The 15,027-nt window shown below is 66.1% G+C and carries 15 protein-coding genes; 8 read left to right on the forward strand and 7 right to left on the reverse strand.

Translation table 11 applies throughout. From position 1 onward, the window contains the following. Positions 1–456: 456 nt before the first annotated feature. Positions 457–1,200, reverse strand: a complete 744-nt coding sequence (locus AC07VX_RS26520) for an SDR family NAD(P)-dependent oxidoreductase (protein ID WP_493167815.1) — start codon at positions 1,198–1,200, stop codon at positions 457–459. A gap of 92 nt (positions 1,201–1,292) precedes the next feature. On the opposite strand from AC07VX_RS26520, the gene AC07VX_RS26525 reads away from it, so the two are divergent. Further along, complete coding sequence (locus tag AC07VX_RS26525) at positions 1,293–1,904, forward strand: TetR/AcrR family transcriptional regulator (protein ID WP_493167814.1); 612 nt, start codon at positions 1,293–1,295, stop codon at positions 1,902–1,904. 270 nt (positions 1,905–2,174) lie between these two features. Here the strand turns inward: AC07VX_RS26525 and AC07VX_RS26530 are convergent, their stop codons facing one another. Further along, complete coding sequence (locus AC07VX_RS26530; protein WP_493167813.1) at positions 2,175–3,098, reverse strand: LysR family transcriptional regulator; 924 nt, start codon at positions 3,096–3,098, stop codon at positions 2,175–2,177. A gap of 146 nt (positions 3,099–3,244) precedes the next feature. On the opposite strand from AC07VX_RS26530, the gene AC07VX_RS26535 reads away from it, so the two are divergent. The 7 genes from AC07VX_RS26535 (at position 3,245) to AC07VX_RS26565 (ending at position 12,310) form a co-directional block, all read left to right on the forward strand. Continuing rightward, positions 3,245–4,546, forward strand: coding sequence for an MFS transporter (locus AC07VX_RS26535; RefSeq protein ID WP_493167812.1), 1,302 nt, complete (start codon positions 3,245–3,247; stop codon positions 4,544–4,546). A 53-nt stretch (positions 4,547–4,599) separates the two neighbouring features. Then, the gene (locus tag AC07VX_RS26540) at positions 4,600–5,688 is read left to right on the forward strand and encodes a tartrate dehydrogenase (RefSeq protein ID WP_493167811.1); all 1,089 of its coding nucleotides are present in this window, start codon (positions 4,600–4,602) and stop codon (positions 5,686–5,688) included. Positions 5,689–5,767: 79 nt separating this feature from the next. After that, a complete protein-coding gene (locus AC07VX_RS26545) occupies positions 5,768–7,045 on the forward strand; it encodes a glycerate kinase type-2 family protein (protein ID WP_493167810.1) in 1,278 nt (425 codons plus the stop codon). A 6-nt stretch (positions 7,046–7,051) separates the two neighbouring features. Then, positions 7,052–8,470 (forward strand): pyruvate kinase, encoded by a 1,419-nt coding sequence (gene pyk, locus AC07VX_RS26550; RefSeq protein WP_493167809.1) that lies wholly within the window; start codon positions 7,052–7,054, stop codon positions 8,468–8,470. A 7-nt stretch (positions 8,471–8,477) separates the two neighbouring features. Then, positions 8,478–9,758 carry a phosphopyruvate hydratase gene (eno, locus tag AC07VX_RS26555; RefSeq protein WP_493167808.1) on the forward strand — a complete coding sequence of 427 codons (1,281 nt, stop codon included), beginning with the start codon at positions 8,478–8,480 and terminating at the stop codon, positions 9,756–9,758. Between the two features lie 215 nt (positions 9,759–9,973). Continuing rightward, positions 9,974–11,020, forward strand: coding sequence for an IS110 family RNA-guided transposase (locus AC07VX_RS26560; RefSeq protein ID WP_493167807.1), 1,047 nt, complete (start codon positions 9,974–9,976; stop codon positions 11,018–11,020). A gap of 297 nt (positions 11,021–11,317) precedes the next feature. Beyond that, the gene (locus AC07VX_RS26565) at positions 11,318–12,310 is read left to right on the forward strand and encodes a Bug family tripartite tricarboxylate transporter substrate binding protein (protein WP_493167806.1); all 993 of its coding nucleotides are present in this window, start codon (positions 11,318–11,320) and stop codon (positions 12,308–12,310) included. Between the two features lie 94 nt (positions 12,311–12,404). Here the strand turns inward: AC07VX_RS26565 and AC07VX_RS26570 are convergent, their stop codons facing one another. The 5 genes from AC07VX_RS26570 to AC07VX_RS26590 form a co-directional block, all read right to left on the reverse strand. Continuing rightward, positions 12,405–12,878, reverse strand: coding sequence for an integrase core domain-containing protein (locus AC07VX_RS26570; protein WP_493167805.1), 474 nt, complete (start codon positions 12,876–12,878; stop codon positions 12,405–12,407). A 399-nt stretch (positions 12,879–13,277) separates the two neighbouring features. Beyond that, the gene (locus tag AC07VX_RS26575) at positions 13,278–13,451 is read right to left on the reverse strand and encodes a hypothetical protein (RefSeq protein WP_493167804.1); all 174 of its coding nucleotides are present in this window, start codon (positions 13,449–13,451) and stop codon (positions 13,278–13,280) included. 23 nt (positions 13,452–13,474) lie between these two features. Beyond that, positions 13,475–13,759 carry a type II toxin-antitoxin system RelE/ParE family toxin gene (locus AC07VX_RS26580; RefSeq protein ID WP_493167803.1) on the reverse strand — a complete coding sequence of 95 codons (285 nt, stop codon included), beginning with the start codon at positions 13,757–13,759 and terminating at the stop codon, positions 13,475–13,477. Beyond that, positions 13,759–14,229, reverse strand: coding sequence for a ParC-related protein (locus tag AC07VX_RS26585; protein ID WP_493167802.1), 471 nt, complete (start codon positions 14,227–14,229; stop codon positions 13,759–13,761). The genes AC07VX_RS26580 and AC07VX_RS26585 overlap by 1 nt, the downstream gene beginning before the upstream one ends. Then, complete coding sequence (locus AC07VX_RS26590) at positions 14,226–14,657, reverse strand: hypothetical protein (RefSeq protein ID WP_493167801.1); 432 nt, start codon at positions 14,655–14,657, stop codon at positions 14,226–14,228. Before AC07VX_RS26590 ends, AC07VX_RS26585 begins: the two co-directional genes overlap by 4 nt. Between the last annotated feature and the right edge of the window lie 370 nt (positions 14,658–15,027).

A 15,027-nucleotide genomic window follows, 5' to 3' on the forward strand; every position in this document is an offset into this window, starting at 1 on the left:
TCCAACACCTGCCCTCTACTCGGCGTCGTTCGCGCCATTAGCTTGCCGCGCGGGCAGGTGTCGAACAAACCTAAACGTTCTCGGTCGGCCGGCGCAGTGCGTCGCCCGACCGGTTCTCAACGCATTCCGGCCGTCAGGGTGCGACCCGGTCGGATTGACCGACCGGTTGGCAAGTTGGACCTGCCGTTCGTCACACTAACGCGGGCCGAGTCGATTTGGGCATCAGTAGGTAGAGGCAAGACTCGGCTCCGCCGGGGGCCCGATTCGCAGCACGACTGCTCGGCCTGCCTCGATCCATTGAGTGCGTGAACGGCCGAACAATGCGCCTAGCCCGTAGCTCAGCAATTCGCCATACCTGTCCACCAGCATACGCACGCTCCCGGCGCGACCACCTGACTCAAACGAGAGTGGCCTCCCCCGAACGCCCGAGGATAGGGATCATGCCGAGTGGGGCCCTTAAACGGCCATCACACCGCCGTCGACGAACAGTTCATTCCCAGCGATGAAGCTCGCAGCGTCCGAGGCAAGGAAGAGTACAGCCTTCGCGATTTCCTCCGAATTGCCAAGACGGCCAAACGGAATCATCTGCTTCAGCGCCTCCTCGGCTCCGGCGTTGTTCTGGAGGTAGGCATTCATGGCCGGCGTCTGGACCATTCCGGGCGATACGACGTTCACGCGGATGCCTCGGCTCTTGAGGTCGGTCGTCCAAGTGCGAGCAAGCGAGCGGATTGCTGCTTTCGTTGCGCTGTAGACGGACAAAGCGCCCAAACCCATGCTGCCGGCGGCTGAACCGGCGAGGACGATGCTGCCACCGGCCGTCATCAGTGGAAGCGCCCTTTGCACCGTGAACACGGTGCCTTTGAAGTTGATGGCGACCACTCGCTCGAGGTGGTCCTCGCTGATATCGCCTAGCGCTGCGGACTCGGAGATGCCGGCGTTGGCAAACACCACGTCGACCCGGCCGCGCTCTGACTTGATGCGTTCGTAGAGCCGATCAATGTCCTTGGGCTCGCCGATGTCGCCTTGCACCCCGACAGCATTGCCGCCAATTTGTGCAACCGCATCGTCGAGCGCCTCCTGTCTCCGTCCCGTGATGTAGACATGGGCACCTTCGCCGGCGAATGCCTTCGCTGTCGCCAAGCCAATGCCGTCGGATCCGCCTGTGATCACGACCACCTTGCCCCTGAATTGCTGCGCCATTTGAACTCCTTCCAAAGTTGAGACTCCGACAAGTGGAGCCTTGCTCCACTTAATATACGGAGGTACCCTCCACTTATCAAGCAACGATACGAATGCCCCTTTTGACCCGAGGAACACCCCTCCGCGCCGACGCTCAACGAAATCGTGAGCGCCTCCTCGCTGCGGCAGAGGAGGTCTTCCTGGAGCGCGGAGCCGAGGCTTCGATGGAAGATGTTGCGAAGCGCGCGGGCGTCGGAATCGGCACCCTCTATCGACGCTTTCCGACGCGCGACGCACTGCTGGCGGCGGCATACAGCGAGCGGTTTTTGTCGCTTGCCGCGGACAGCCGAGCGCGCTCCGCCACAGTCGATCCTCTGGCCGCGCTGCGCTCGTATCTCGAGGACCTGGTCGTTCACACGTGCGTTTACAGCGGGCTGGCAGCCTCACTCGGGGCCGTCCTGCAGAGCGGCACAGCTGGGTGCAACGCCACGAGCGACGAGGGGCGCCGGCTTCTGCAAGTCGCGCAGCAATCTGAGCTGGTCCGATCCGACGTGACCTTCGAAGATCTCGTTGTCGTGGCTGTCGCTACGTCACTGGCAACAGAGCAGCTCGGCTCGAAGGCGCGTGTCGCTCATTTGATCGGCCTGTTCCTCAGCGGCATCGCATCCAAATCTCAGCTCCCCGCAAAGGCGCCCGCACAGCCGAACGAGACTCTGGAAGATTGAATCGGCGGTGTCGGCTCAAGAAGCAGGTTGCGGTTCCACGTGCACGACGTTTCGGCTTGCTGATTCGGGCGCAGCGCTGGCACTGCCCTGTCGCCCCTTCGGCACCAGCCACAGCCGAATGCACGCTCTACCAAGCTGAAGCCGTCATTGGCGCGCCTGAGGAGATTCCAGCGGCGATGGCCGCCGGATGGGTGGCGAGGCAGTCAGCTGAACGTCTGTCACCGCTCCTAAGCGCCTTAGGCGATCCAGCGCGTCGGTCCGATGACGTAGCTACCAGTTAGTGGCGCCGACTTCCGGCCCATCCACGTGCCCGCCGAGAAACTCGCGAAGGTGATCCAGGAATCGGGTCACCTTTGCAGATAGGTTCAATCGCTCCGGGAAGACGGCGTAGACGTCGGCCGGCGGCGTCTCGAAATCGGCGAGCACGCGCACCAGCCTGCCGCTACGCAGGTACTTGGCCACATCCCACTCGGCGCGCATCAGCACGCCGTGGCCTTCCAGCGCCCAGTTCAGCGCCACCTCGCCATCGTTGGTGCTCAGCCTGCCATGCACCTTGACGGTCTCGGTCCGCTCGCCGCGGCTCAGCCGCCAGTTGCCATATGCCGACGTGTTCTGACGCAGCACGATGCATTGGTGCTGCGTCAGCTCATGCGGCGTCGCGGGCGTGCCCGCCGCGCGCAGATAGGCAGGCGACGCGACCAGCAAACGGCGGTTGGCGGCGATGCGCCTGGCGACCAGCCGGGAGTCGGGCATCTCACCGAAATGGATCACCAGGTCGATGGCATCGTCGGGCAGGCTGATCGGCCTGTCGGTGAGGTGTAGCTGCACCTCCACCTCCGGACACACGCGTGAGAATGTTGAGATTGCCGGGCCGATGTAGGAGCGGCCAAAGCCTAGCGGTGCGTTGACGCGAAGCAGACCGCGCGGCGCCCCGCGGCTGCTGGTGATCAGCCGCTCGACGTCCTCGATTTCGCTGTTGATCCGTTGCGCGTGGGCGAAGTACACCTCGCCTTCGCTCGTCAGGCTGACGCGCCGGGTGGTCCGGTTCAGCAGCCGCACGCCGAGCCGGCCCTCCAGCAGCGCCAGCCGTCGGGACACGGCGGGGGGGGTCAGATTGAGCTCCCTCGCCGTCGCCACCAGGCTGCCCTGCTTCACCAGCAAGCAAAAGAAACCCAGGTCGGTGTCCGCGTTCATTCATCAGTTATTTGCAACTATGAATGAAGTTTAGTTCGATTCATCAGCAAGTGGCACGGTCATACGCTTCGTTCCACGTCATACCCAGCACGGGGCCCCGAGCCTCCAGCGGATGACCCGGGAACACCAACTTAAGGAGACAAGCCATGGACATGGCCCTGGAGAAGCGGACGCTGCGCAAGATCACTTGGCGCATCGTGCCGTTCATCATGCTGCTGTACTTCATCGCCTACATCGACCGCGTGAACATCGGCTTCGCGGCGCTGACGATGAAGGGCGACCTGGGCTTCACCGCCTCGATCCTGGGCTTCGGCGCAGGCATCTTCTTCTGGGGCTACTTCCTGTTCGAAGTGCCGTCCAACGTCATCCTGCACAAGGTCGGAGCGAGGCTTTGGATCGCCCGCGTGATGGTGACCTGGGGGATCATTTCCGCCTGCATGGCCTTCGTCGATGGGCCGACCAGCTTCTACGTCGTGCGCTTCCTACTGGGGGCCGCGGAGGCGGGCTTCTTCCCCGGGATCATCCTGTACATCAGCTACTGGTTCCCGGCCCGGCATCGCGCCGGCGTGACGGCCTTGTTCATGGCCGCCGCTCCCATCTCCACGGCACTGGGCTCGCCGCTGTCGGCTGCGCTGCTGGAGATGGACGGCATCCTGGGCATGCACGGCTGGCAGTGGATGTTCATCATCGAGGCTGTGCCTGCCGTGCTGCTGGGCATCGTCGTGTTCTTCTACATGACGGACAAGCCCGAGCAGGCCCGCTGGCTGAAGGACGACGAACGTGCCTGGCTCGTCACGGAGATGAAGGCGGAGACCGCCGCCAAGGGCAGCGATGCCAAGCATGGCGGCCTCAGCGGCCTGCTGAACATCCGCGTCCTCGCCCTCGCGTTCATCTACTTCGGCACCTCGGCTGGCCTCTACACGCTGGGCATCTGGGCACCGCAGATCATCAAGCAGCTCGGCGTGTCGTCCATGACGGTGGGCCTGCTGAATGCCATCCCGCCGACGATCTCGGTCATCGCGATGGTGCTGTGGTCGCGCCACTCCGACCGCACCCGCGAACGCACGTGGCACGTCGTGCTGGCCTGCCTGGCAGCTTCCATCGGCCTGGTGGTCGCGGCGGGCGCCAACGGCACGATCGGCCTGATCGCAGCGCTGACGCTCGTGAACATCGGCATCAGCTGCGCCAAGCCCCCGCTGTGGAGCATGCCGACGGTGTTCCTGTCGGGCGCCGCCGCGGCCACTGGCATCGCCACGATCAACTCCATCGGCAACCTCGGCGGCTTCGTCGGTCCCGCCATGATCGGCTGGATCAAGGACAAGACCGGCAGCTTTGAAGGCGGCCTGTACTTCGTCGCCGGCCTGCTGGTCCTCTCGGCTGTGCTGACCCTGTTGCTCTCCCGCTCCCAACGCCCGACGTCACCGGCCACCGCTGCCGCAGTGCACTGACGTCCCCCCCCCCCACACCCACCCCTCACACGTTTCTCACGGAGATATCCATCATGAAGACCTATCGCATCGCAACCATCCCTGGCGACGGCATCGGCAAGGAAGTCGTTCCGGCCGGCCAGCAGGTGCTGGAGGCCCTGGCGGCCACCACCGGCAACTTCCGCTTCGAGTTTGAGAACTTCGGCTGGGGCGGCGACTGGTACCGCGAGCACGGCGAGATGATGCCGGCCAACGGCCTGGACGCGCTGCGCAACAAGGACGCCATCCTGTTCGGCTCGGCCGGCGACCCGGACATCCCCGACCACATCACGCTCTGGGGCCTGCGCCTGAAGATCTGCCAGGGCTTCGATCAGTACGCCAACGTGCGCCCCACGCGCATCCTGCCCGGCATCGACGCGCCGTTGAAGCGCTGCAAGACCGAGGACCTGAACTGGGTCATCGTCCGTGAGAACTCCGAAGGCGAGTATTCGGGCGTCGGTGGTCGCGTGCACCAGGGCCATCCCATCGAGGCAGCGACGGACGTCTGCATGATGACCCGTGCGGGTGTCGAACGCATCCTGCGCTTCGCCTTCAAGCTGGCCCAGTCGCGCCCGCGCAAGCTGCTGACCGTCATCACCAAGAGCAACGCCCAGCGCCATGCGATGGTGATGTGGGACGAGATCGCGCTGCAGATCTCCAAGGAGTTCCCGGACGTGACCTGGGGCAAGGAACTGGTGGACGCAGCCACGGCGCGCATGGTCAACAAGCCCGACACGCTGGACACCATCGTCGCCACCAACCTGCACGCCGACATCCTCAGCGACCTGGCCGCTGCACTGGCCGGCAGCCTGGGCATCGCGCCCACCGGCAACATCGACCCGGAGCGCCGCTATCCGTCGATGTTCGAGCCCATCCACGGCTCGGCCTTCGACATCATGGGCAAGGGCCTGGCCAACCCGGTCGGCACCTTCTGGTCGGTGGTCATGATGCTGGAGCACCTGGGTGAGAAGGACGCAGCCAAGTCGGTCATGGCCGCCATCGAGAGCGTGACCGCCAACCCCGCACTGCATACCGGCGACCTGGGCGGCAGCGCCAAGACGGCCGACGTGACGGCGGCGGTCTGCGCCTTCCTGGCGGACAACAAGCAGCTCAAAGCAGCCTGAGTCCACGAGCCGCGTCCTCCACGGACGCGGCGTTGCCCTGAGCACGCCGCCCCGCGCGGCACTTCAGCGTGAAGACACCATGAGCTTGTCCAAGCCCCGTGACCTGCTGCGGGCCATGTTTGATGCCGCCATCGCGGCGGCCCAGCCGGCGCTTTGCGTGCCTCGCTTCCTGCCAGAGCCCCCCAAGGGCCGCCTGGTGGTGATCGGTGCCGGCAAGGCCTCCGCGGCGATGGCCAGGGCGGTCGAGGACCATTGGCAAGGCCCGCTCAGCGGCCTGGTCGTCACCCGCTACGGCTATGCCGTGCCCTGCAGTCGGATCGAGATCGTCGAAGCCGCGCATCCCGTGCCGGATGCAGCCGGCGAGCAGGCCGCCGAGCGCATGCTCCAGCTCGTGCAGGGCCTCACGGCCGACGACCTCGTGCTGTGCTTGATCTCGGGCGGCGGCTCGTCCCTACTGCCGCTGCCGCTCGCTGGGCTGACGCTGCAGGACAAGCAGGCGCTCAACCGCGCGCTGCTGGCCAGCGGCGCCAGCATCAGCGAGATGAACTGCGTGCGCCGGCACCTGTCGGCCATCAAGGGCGGCCGGCTGGCCGCGGCCTGTGCGCCGGCGAAGGTGGTCAACCTGCTGTTGTCGGACGTGCCGGGCGACAACGCCATCGACATCGCCTCGGGGCCCACGGTGCCCGACGCCAGCACTTGCGCCGACGCTCTCGACATCCTGCGCCGGTACGCGATCGATGTCCCACCCGCCGCGCTGGCCCTGCTGCAAAGCGGCGAAGGCGAGACGCTGAAACCCGGCGACCCCAGACTGCCGGACATCCAGACGCACTTCATCGCCACGCCGCAGATGGCGCTCGAAGCCGCGGCCCGCGTGGCGCGGGATGCAGGTGTCGCGACCTACATCCTGGGCGACACCATCGAAGGCGAATCGCGCGACGTGGCCAAGACGCTCGCCGGCCTCACGCTGCAAGTCGCCCGGCGCAGTCAGCCCTTCACGCCGCCGTGCGTACTGCTGTCCGGCGGCGAAACCACTGTCACCGTGCGCGGCAGCGGCCGTGGTGGACGCAATGTCGAGTTCCTGCTTTCACTCGGCGTCGCGCTGCAAGGTGAGGCGGGCGTGTACGCGCTGGCCGGCGACACCGACGGCGTCGACGGACAGGAGGAGATTGCCGGTGCCGTGCTCACGCCCGACACGCTGGCGCGGGCGTGGTCGCTGGAGATGAATCCCCGCGAGCGCCTGGACCGCAACGACGGACACGGCTTCTTCGAGGCGCTGGGTGACTCGGTCATCACCGGTCCCACGCTGACCAACGTCAACGACTTCCGCGCCATCCTCATCACCGGGGCCGGCGCCTGACTCCCCATGAAACGCAACAAACACGCCAAGATCGTCGCCACGCTGGGGCCTGCGAGCGACGAGAAGGAAACGATCCGTGCCCTGTTCGATGCGGGCGCCGACGTCTTCCGGTTGAACTTCAGCCACGGCAGCCACGATGACCATCGCCGCCGTCTCGATCTGATCCGCCAGGTCGAACAGGAAAGCGGCAGGCCCATCGCCGTGCTGCTGGACCTGCAAGGACCCAAGCTGCGCATCGGCACCTTCGCCGGTGGTCCCGTGCAACTACAGCTAGGCCAAGCCTTCCGGCTCGACCTGGACGCGCAAACGCCCGGCACGTCGGCGCGCGTCGCACTGCCGCATCCGGAGATCTTCGCGGCGCTCCAGGTGGGCACCGAACTGCTGCTGGACGACGGGCGCGTCAGGCTGAGTGTGGAGGCCTTCGGTGCCGACTTCGCGGAGACCGTCGTCGTCAACGGCAGCGTGCTGTCGGATCGCAAGGGCGTCAACGTGCCCGGCGTGGTTCTTCCCCTGTCGGCCATGACCGAGAAGGACCATGCCGACCTGGCGTTCGGCCTGAAGCTGGGCGTGGACTGGGTGGCGCTGTCGTTCGTCCAGCGGCCCGAAGACATCGTCGAGATCCGCGGTCTGGTCGGCGGCCGCGCCGGCATCGTCGCCAAGCTGGAGAAGCCGGCCGCCATCACATCGCTGGAGGCCATCGTGGCCGAGACAGACGCCGTCATGGTGGCCCGCGGTGACCTGGGCGTCGAGATGCCGGCAGAGCAGGTGCCGGCCATCCAGAAACGCATCATCCAGGCCTGCCGCCGCGCCGGCAAACCGGTCATCGTTGCCACGCAGATGCTGGAGTCCATGGTCGCCGCGCCGGTGCCCACAAGGGCCGAGGCGTCCGACGTCGCGACGGCCATCTACGAAGGCGCCGACGCCGTCATGCTGTCCGCCGAGTCGGCCAGCGGCCGCCATCCGGTGGAGGCCGTGCGCATGATGGCCAGCATCATCCGGCACACCGAGGCCGACCCCTACTACCGCGAGGCCATCGATGCATCGCGGTCGTCGACGCGGTCGGGCGCGGCCGACGCCATCGGCAGCGCCATTCGCGACATCACCGGCCAGCTCCAGGCTGTGGCGACGGTGGCGTATACCAGCTCGGGTTACTCGGCGCTGCGCATGGCGCGGGAGCGGCCCCAGGCTCCGGTCATCGGCATGACGCCGCGCCTGTCGACCGCACGCCATCTGGCGCTGGTGTGGGGCGTCCATGCCGTGCTCTGCCACGAAGTGGCGGATGTGCCGGAGATGAGCGACCTCGCGTGTCGAACCGCCGCCCGGGAAGGCTTCGGCGCTGCGGGTCAGACCGTCGTCATTTCGGCCGGCATGCCGTTCGGTACGTCCGGCACCACCAACATGCTGCGCATCGCGCAGATCAACTGAGACCGACATGGCAGAGATTCAGCAAGTCCGTGGCTTCGAGATCCTGGATTCACGAGGCAATCCGACGGTCGCGGCCGAAGTGCTTCTGTCCGACGGCGCGCGCGGTTTCGCAGCCGCACCGTCCGGCGCGTCGACCGGCTCCCGCGAGGCGCTGGAGCTGCGCGACGGCGATACGAAGCGTTATGGCGGCAAGGGCGTGCTGAAGGCGGTCGGGCACATCAATGGCGAGATCGCCGCCGCGCTGGCCGGCCGCGGCATCAATGGCCAGGCTGCGCTGGACCGCCTCATGATCGAACTCGACGGCACGCCGACCAAGGCACGCCTGGGTGCCAACGCGACGTTGGCGGTGTCGCTGGCGCTGGCCAAGGCCGGCGCGGCGTCGTCCGGTGTGCCGTTGTACCGGCACCTGGGCGCGGGCCGCCAGATCCGGCTGCCGATGCCCATGATGAACATCATCAACGGCGGTGCCCATGCCGACAACAACGTCGACATGCAGGAGTTCATGATCGTGCCCGTGGGCGCGCCTCGCTTTGCCGAAGCAATGCGCTGGGGTGTCGAGGTGTTCCACGCCTTGAAGGCGCTGCTGAAGAGTCGGGGCCTGGCGACCGCGGTGGGCGACGAGGGCGGCTTTGCGCCCGATCTGCCTTCCAACGAGGCGGCCATCGAGGTGATCCTGGCGGCCATCGCCAGCGCGGGCTTCAAGCCCGGCACGGACATCGCCCTCGGCCTGGACGTCGCCAGCTCCGAGTTCTTCCGCGACGGCAGCTACGAGCTGGCCTCCGAGGGGCGGAGCTTCAGCTCGGCGCAGTTTGTCGAATACCTCGCGGCCTGGGCGGATGACTACCCTATCGTCACCGTCGAAGACGGCATGGCCGAAGGCGACTGGGCTGGTTGGGAACTGCTGACCCAGCGACTGGGCCACCGCGTCCAGCTCGTCGGCGATGACCTATTCGTCACCAACACCGAGATCCTGCAGCATGGCATCTCACGCGGCGCGGCCAACGCCATCCTCATCAAGCCCAACCAGATCGGTACGTTGACCGAGACCCTGGCTGCCATCGCGATGGCCGAGCAGGCGGGGTATGCCGCCGTGGTGTCGCACCGCTCCGGCGAGACCGAGGACACCACCATCGCCGACCTCAGCGTGTGCACTACGGCAACGCAGATCAAGACCGGCTCGTTGTGCCGCTCGGACCGCATGGCCAAGTACAACCGACTGCTGCTGATCGAGGCAGAGCTGGGCTCGGACGCCCTCTTCAGCGGGCGCAACGCGATCCGGCAGCGCTGAGTGGTGTCGAGGCCGGAGTCACCTTCCTTTCGTTCCCAACGACAAACGGAGATGGCATGGACACCTCCCTCCCGATGAACCGACGCGCTGACGCTCATGAACCCGCTGAGTACCGCTGACCAAGGAGAAAGCCGGCTGCGGGTGGGGCCTCGCGTCGAACGGCATCGAGTGCCAAAGTGAAGTTCCGAGTGAACTCACGCTGACGGAGACCCCAAATGGATCGTACGACTTACGGTTTGGACATTGCCAAGAACGTGATGCAACTGCACTGGGTTGAAGCCGAGACGGGCGAGATCGGACGCAAGCAGCTGGCGCGAGCCAAGCTGGCGGCGTACTTCGCGCCGTTGCAGCCGGTGCGCATCGTGATGGAGGCGTGTGGCAGCGCGCACCACTGGGCGCGCGTGCTGGGCGGCCTGGGTCACGAGGTGGAGCTGCTGCCGCCGGCGCAGGTGCGGCCGTTCGTTCGCAGCAACAAGGACGACGCGGCCGACGCGCGGGCGATCTGGCGGGCGGCGCAGCAAAGCGACATCCGGCGCGTGCCGCAAAAGAGCGTCGAGCAGCAGGCGGTGCTGGCACTGCACCGCACGCGCTCGCACTGGGTGAGTGTGCGCACGGCCACGGTGAATGCGCTGCGCGGGCTGCTGTACGAGTTCGGCGTGGTGCTGCGCGGCGGCCGCCAGGCGGGGCTGAAGGCCTTGAGCGCACAGCGCGCGGCCATCGACGAACAGTTGCCCGCGACGATGCGAACGCTGGTGGACGGGCAGTTGCAGACGCTGGCGCAGATTGGCCAGCGCATCGAGCAGCTCGAGTGCGAGATCGCGGCGGTGCAGAAACAACTGGCAGGCGCACGCGCGCTGGACCAGGTGCCGGGCATCGGCGTGTTGGGCAGTACGGCGCTGGCGGCCACGCTGGGAGACGCCAAGGCTTGGCGCTCGGGGCGGGAGTTCAGCGCCAGCATCGGGCTGGTGCCAGCGCATGCGGGCACCGGCGGCAAGGTGCACGTCGGACATCTGAGCAAGCGGGGCGATCCGTACCTGCGCACCTTGCTCATTCACGGAGCGCGAGCGGTGATCGAGCACGCCAAGGACAAGCCCAAGTGGCTGGAACGACTGCTGGCACGCCGGCCGCTGAATGTGGCGGTGGTGGCGCTGGCCAACAAGATGGCACGCACGGCCTGGGCGATCGTGGCCCACGGCCGGGCGTATCAGCGGGACTGGACGAGCATCAGGCCCGGGAGCGCAGCCGCACAAGCGGCGGCATAGATCAACCCACGAACAAGGAGTGGATGCCACAAAGAGTGCGTAAGTCGAGTCGATGAAGTGATGGCAAAGCGGTCGGACCGCGGGCCGGGTAAAGCTGAATGAGGTCAGGGGAAACGCTTCGCGAATCCCGTTGACGGAGATGAGCACCGGCCTCGCGAATGACCATCAGGGCCAGCAGAAGGCCGGGACTCGTCCCGCCCCTGCACCACAAGGCCGGATGTAAGACCGCAGTCGTATCCGCCGAGTCAGAACATCAAGAACTCACTTGCCACACGGGAGGTGTCCATGTAAGACCTCATGAACAGCACGATCAGGCAGACCACGCGCCGTAGCATCTTCCGCATCGCAGCCCTCGGGCTGATGGTCGCGAGCGGCACGCCCGCGCTGGCCCAAGGCTGGCCCAGCAAGCCCATCACGCTCATCGTGCCGTTCCCTGCCGGTGGCACCACCGACGTACTGGCCCGGGCGCTCGGCGACAAGCTGTCCCAAAGCCTGGGCCAGGCGGTCGTTGTGGAGAGCAAGCCGGGCGCCGGCGCGACGCTGGGCGCCGACTTCGTCGCCAAGAGCAAGCCCGACGGCTACACGCTGCTGGTGGGCGCCGTGCACCACACCATCGCCAGCAGCGTGTTCAAGAAGCTGCCCTACGACCTGCAGCGCGACTTCGCGCCGATCACCACCATCGCCCTCGTTCCCAATGTGCTGACCGTCAATGCAGCGACGCCGGCGAAGAACGTCGCCGAGCTGGTCGCGCTGGCGAAAGCCCAGGCCGGCAAGCTGACCTATGGCTCCAACGGCAACGGCACGGCGCAGCACCTCATCGGCACCCAGTTCCAGAACATGACCGGCACCGAAATCCTGCACATTCCCTACAAGGGCAGCGGTCCCCTGGCGACCGACCTGCTGGGCGGCCAGATCTCGATGTCCTTCGACACCATCACGCCGGTACTGCAGCACATCAGGGGTGGCAAGCTGAGGGCCCTGGCGGTGACGACGGCAAAGCGCTCTTCGGCGCTGCCCGACGTGCCCACGCTAGAGGAAGCCGGATTGAAGGGCTTCAACATCGGCACTTGGTTCGGTGTCCTTGCGCCAGCGGCTACGCCTAAGGAAATCACTGCCAGGCTCAACGCGGAGATGGTCAAGGTCATCCAGTCGGCCGATTTCCGCAAGCGCATGGAGGAGATCGGCGCCGAGCCCATCGGCAACAGCAGCGAGCAAATGGCTCAGCAGATCAGGGCAGAGACCGAGAAGTTCGCCAAGTTGGTGAAGGAGGCCAAGGTCACTATTGACTGAGCGTGATCAGCGTCGCGGCGTCTGCGGGCGTCCGTTCTGGCGCGCTGGCTTCGACCCCAGATTGCGCTGCCCCCAGGATTCGTAGCACTTCGATCTAGAGCCCAGGGGTTTGCATCGTAGCTATCGATGCGGGGTTTGGCGCGGTTCCGCCAGCATGCTGGCGGCACCGCGCGGCGAACACGGCCGGTGGCACATACCCGAGGGTGCTGTGCGGCCGGTGGTGGTTGTAGTCCTCGCGCCAGTTGTCGATGACGCTGCGCATGTGGCTCAGGCTGGCGAACCAGTGCTGCGACAGGCACTCGTCGCGGAAGCGGCTGTTGAAGCTTTCGATGTAGGCGTTCTGCACCGGCTTTCCGGGCTGGATGAAGCGCAGCTCGACGCCGTTCCTGGCGGCCCAGGTCTGCATCGTCCGGCCGGCGAACTCCGGACCGTTGTCGGTGCGAATCACTTTGGGCAAGCCCAGCTCAGCCTTGACTTGGTCGAGCACCCGCGTGACGTACAGCGCTGGGATTGAGGTATCCACAGCGATCCGCACCGCCTCCTTGCTGCAGCCGTCCACGACCGTCACCCGAAGGCTTGCGCGCTGCCTAGCGTCAGCACGGTGTCGCAATTCCAAGCGAAGCGCAACGAATTCCAAAACGGGGGTCTCGGGGCGCAGCCCTGAGCGTCTGCGACGGGCGCGAAGCGAGCTAGCGGACCAGGACGGATGTGAGCCGTGAGGCACACATCTGGCATCCTGCCCTTGTCGATTGCTGCCACATCAATCGAGGGAACTCTGTTGATTCAGCGCGAACGACCCGAACGCCGTTGAGGTTAAGCGATGCCAGCTTCAACAAGTTGAATTCACGACGAGCGCACGCGAATGCGCCCGAAGCTGGGCGAATAGCCGCGCGAGTCACGAACTGCCTCCATCAACTCATCGTTTTCTACGGTTGGTCGGTCAAGCAATGCGCCACGCCCGCGGCGCTCACTGGCTCGCTTCTTTGACGGCAGCGGCAATCGCCCCAGCGAAGGACTTGCGGCCGTCGATGACCTGCTGCTGCCGGGCGGCCTGGGCCGCGTCCACAGCCAGACCCTCCAGGGCCAGGGAGGCGTTCGCGTAGTCGAACGCGGATTGAAGTGGATTGGCTGGAGTGGCCATGGATCGCTCCTGCAAGGGTTGAATCACGCTGGTGGCCACTGCTGCGAGCCGTGAAGGAGCTGCAGGATCTCGATGCTGGAGGCGTCAGGCAGGTGGTAGACCACGATGAAGGGCGTGCGGCTGATGACCAGCTCGCGCGTGCCCTTCACTCGACCAGGCCGGCCCATCTTGGGCTGCTGCAGGAGCATGTCGGTCTGCTCCTCGATGCGGTCCAGCAAGGCCAAGGCCGTGATCGGGTCTTGCTCGGCGATGTAGTCGATGCCATCGCTGCGCTGCTGCTCGGCTTGTGGTCGCCATGTCAGCCGCATCACTTAGCGGCCTTGGCGATCCGCTTCTGCAGCGCCGCGCGCTGCCGCGCCATGCCGGCCTTCACAACATCGTGAGGGATCGAGGGCGGCGCGTTCGGATCCTTGGCCTCGGCCAAGGCCTCCTCGACCTGGCCACGGAACCACTTGTCATGAGCAGCGGCCTCGTGCGCCCGCTTGAGCGCGGCCGACGTGTCAGGCCGCGAGACGGTCTTGCCGCCCTCCGGGTCGTAGTCGGCCGCGTTCACATCGAAGCGGCTCACGCCCAGATCCTTGAGGTAGCCGACCAGCGTCTCGAACTTCTTGAAGACGCGGACCTCGCGGCTGCGTGTGGCCGCCAGCGGGCGCTCTGTCATGCCGTACTTGACGACGATGCTCCACCCGCCAGGCTGGCCGATGACGTGTGCAGCGCGCACGGCCTGGGCTTCGACCAGGCGCGTCAGTGTGGTGTGGTCGATGGTTTCAGCGCTCATGCCGAGATCCGTTCCATGGTCATGCGCCCGGAGGCATCCTTGAAGAAGCGATGGGTGCGCACCGAGCGAGCTGCAGCGTCGTGCGCGGCCTTCTCGCTGGCCAACGCCGCATCGAGGACGGCAGCGCCGCCGAGGCGCGCGGCCAGCAGCTCGTAGACCTCGGGGTCCACGCGGCCCGACACGCCGGCCGGCGTGCGCAGATCCGAGGCGAAGCGCAGCTCCATCGTGATCGGCGCGGCCAGGGCCATCGCAATCATCTTGTCGCCGTCGCCCTCGTGCCCGAGGCTGCGGATCTCGCCAGCGGTGTGCTGCGCCAGGTCGCGCATCAGCTCGCGGCCGAGGCTGGCCAGGTGCGCCGGCACGCCGGCAGCCAGGGCCTTGGCCTCCCATCGGTCCCAGTAGTGGCCGGCGGTCGCTGCAGTGGTCATGGTCGAAGTCCTATTGCATCGCAAAGTGCAGATGCAGTGTCCTGCAATTATCAGCAAATTGCAAGCGGACGATTAGCTGCAGAGCGCAGCTGCTCGACATAACGCCCGTTGCTCGCCAGGCTGGCCGGTACTTCTTCTGCGTGCCTGGCAGCCTTTATTCGCAGGTGTTGGCCATTTCGAGCTTGTCTCTGGGCTTCAGGTTGCGCAGCTTGGTATCGGTCAGTCCGGCATACCATTAGAAAATCTTGCTTGTCGCGGCCAGCCGATGCCAGTCATTGCCGTAGCAATAATGAAAATCTATGGTCACCCCCGCTTTTGCAAGGGCTGACAGCAGGCTGAGGTGAAGGTGGCTTGCGTAAATCTATCCGGC

The sequence above is a fragment of the Roseateles sp. GW821-FHT03B02 genome (genome assembly GCF_059421025.1).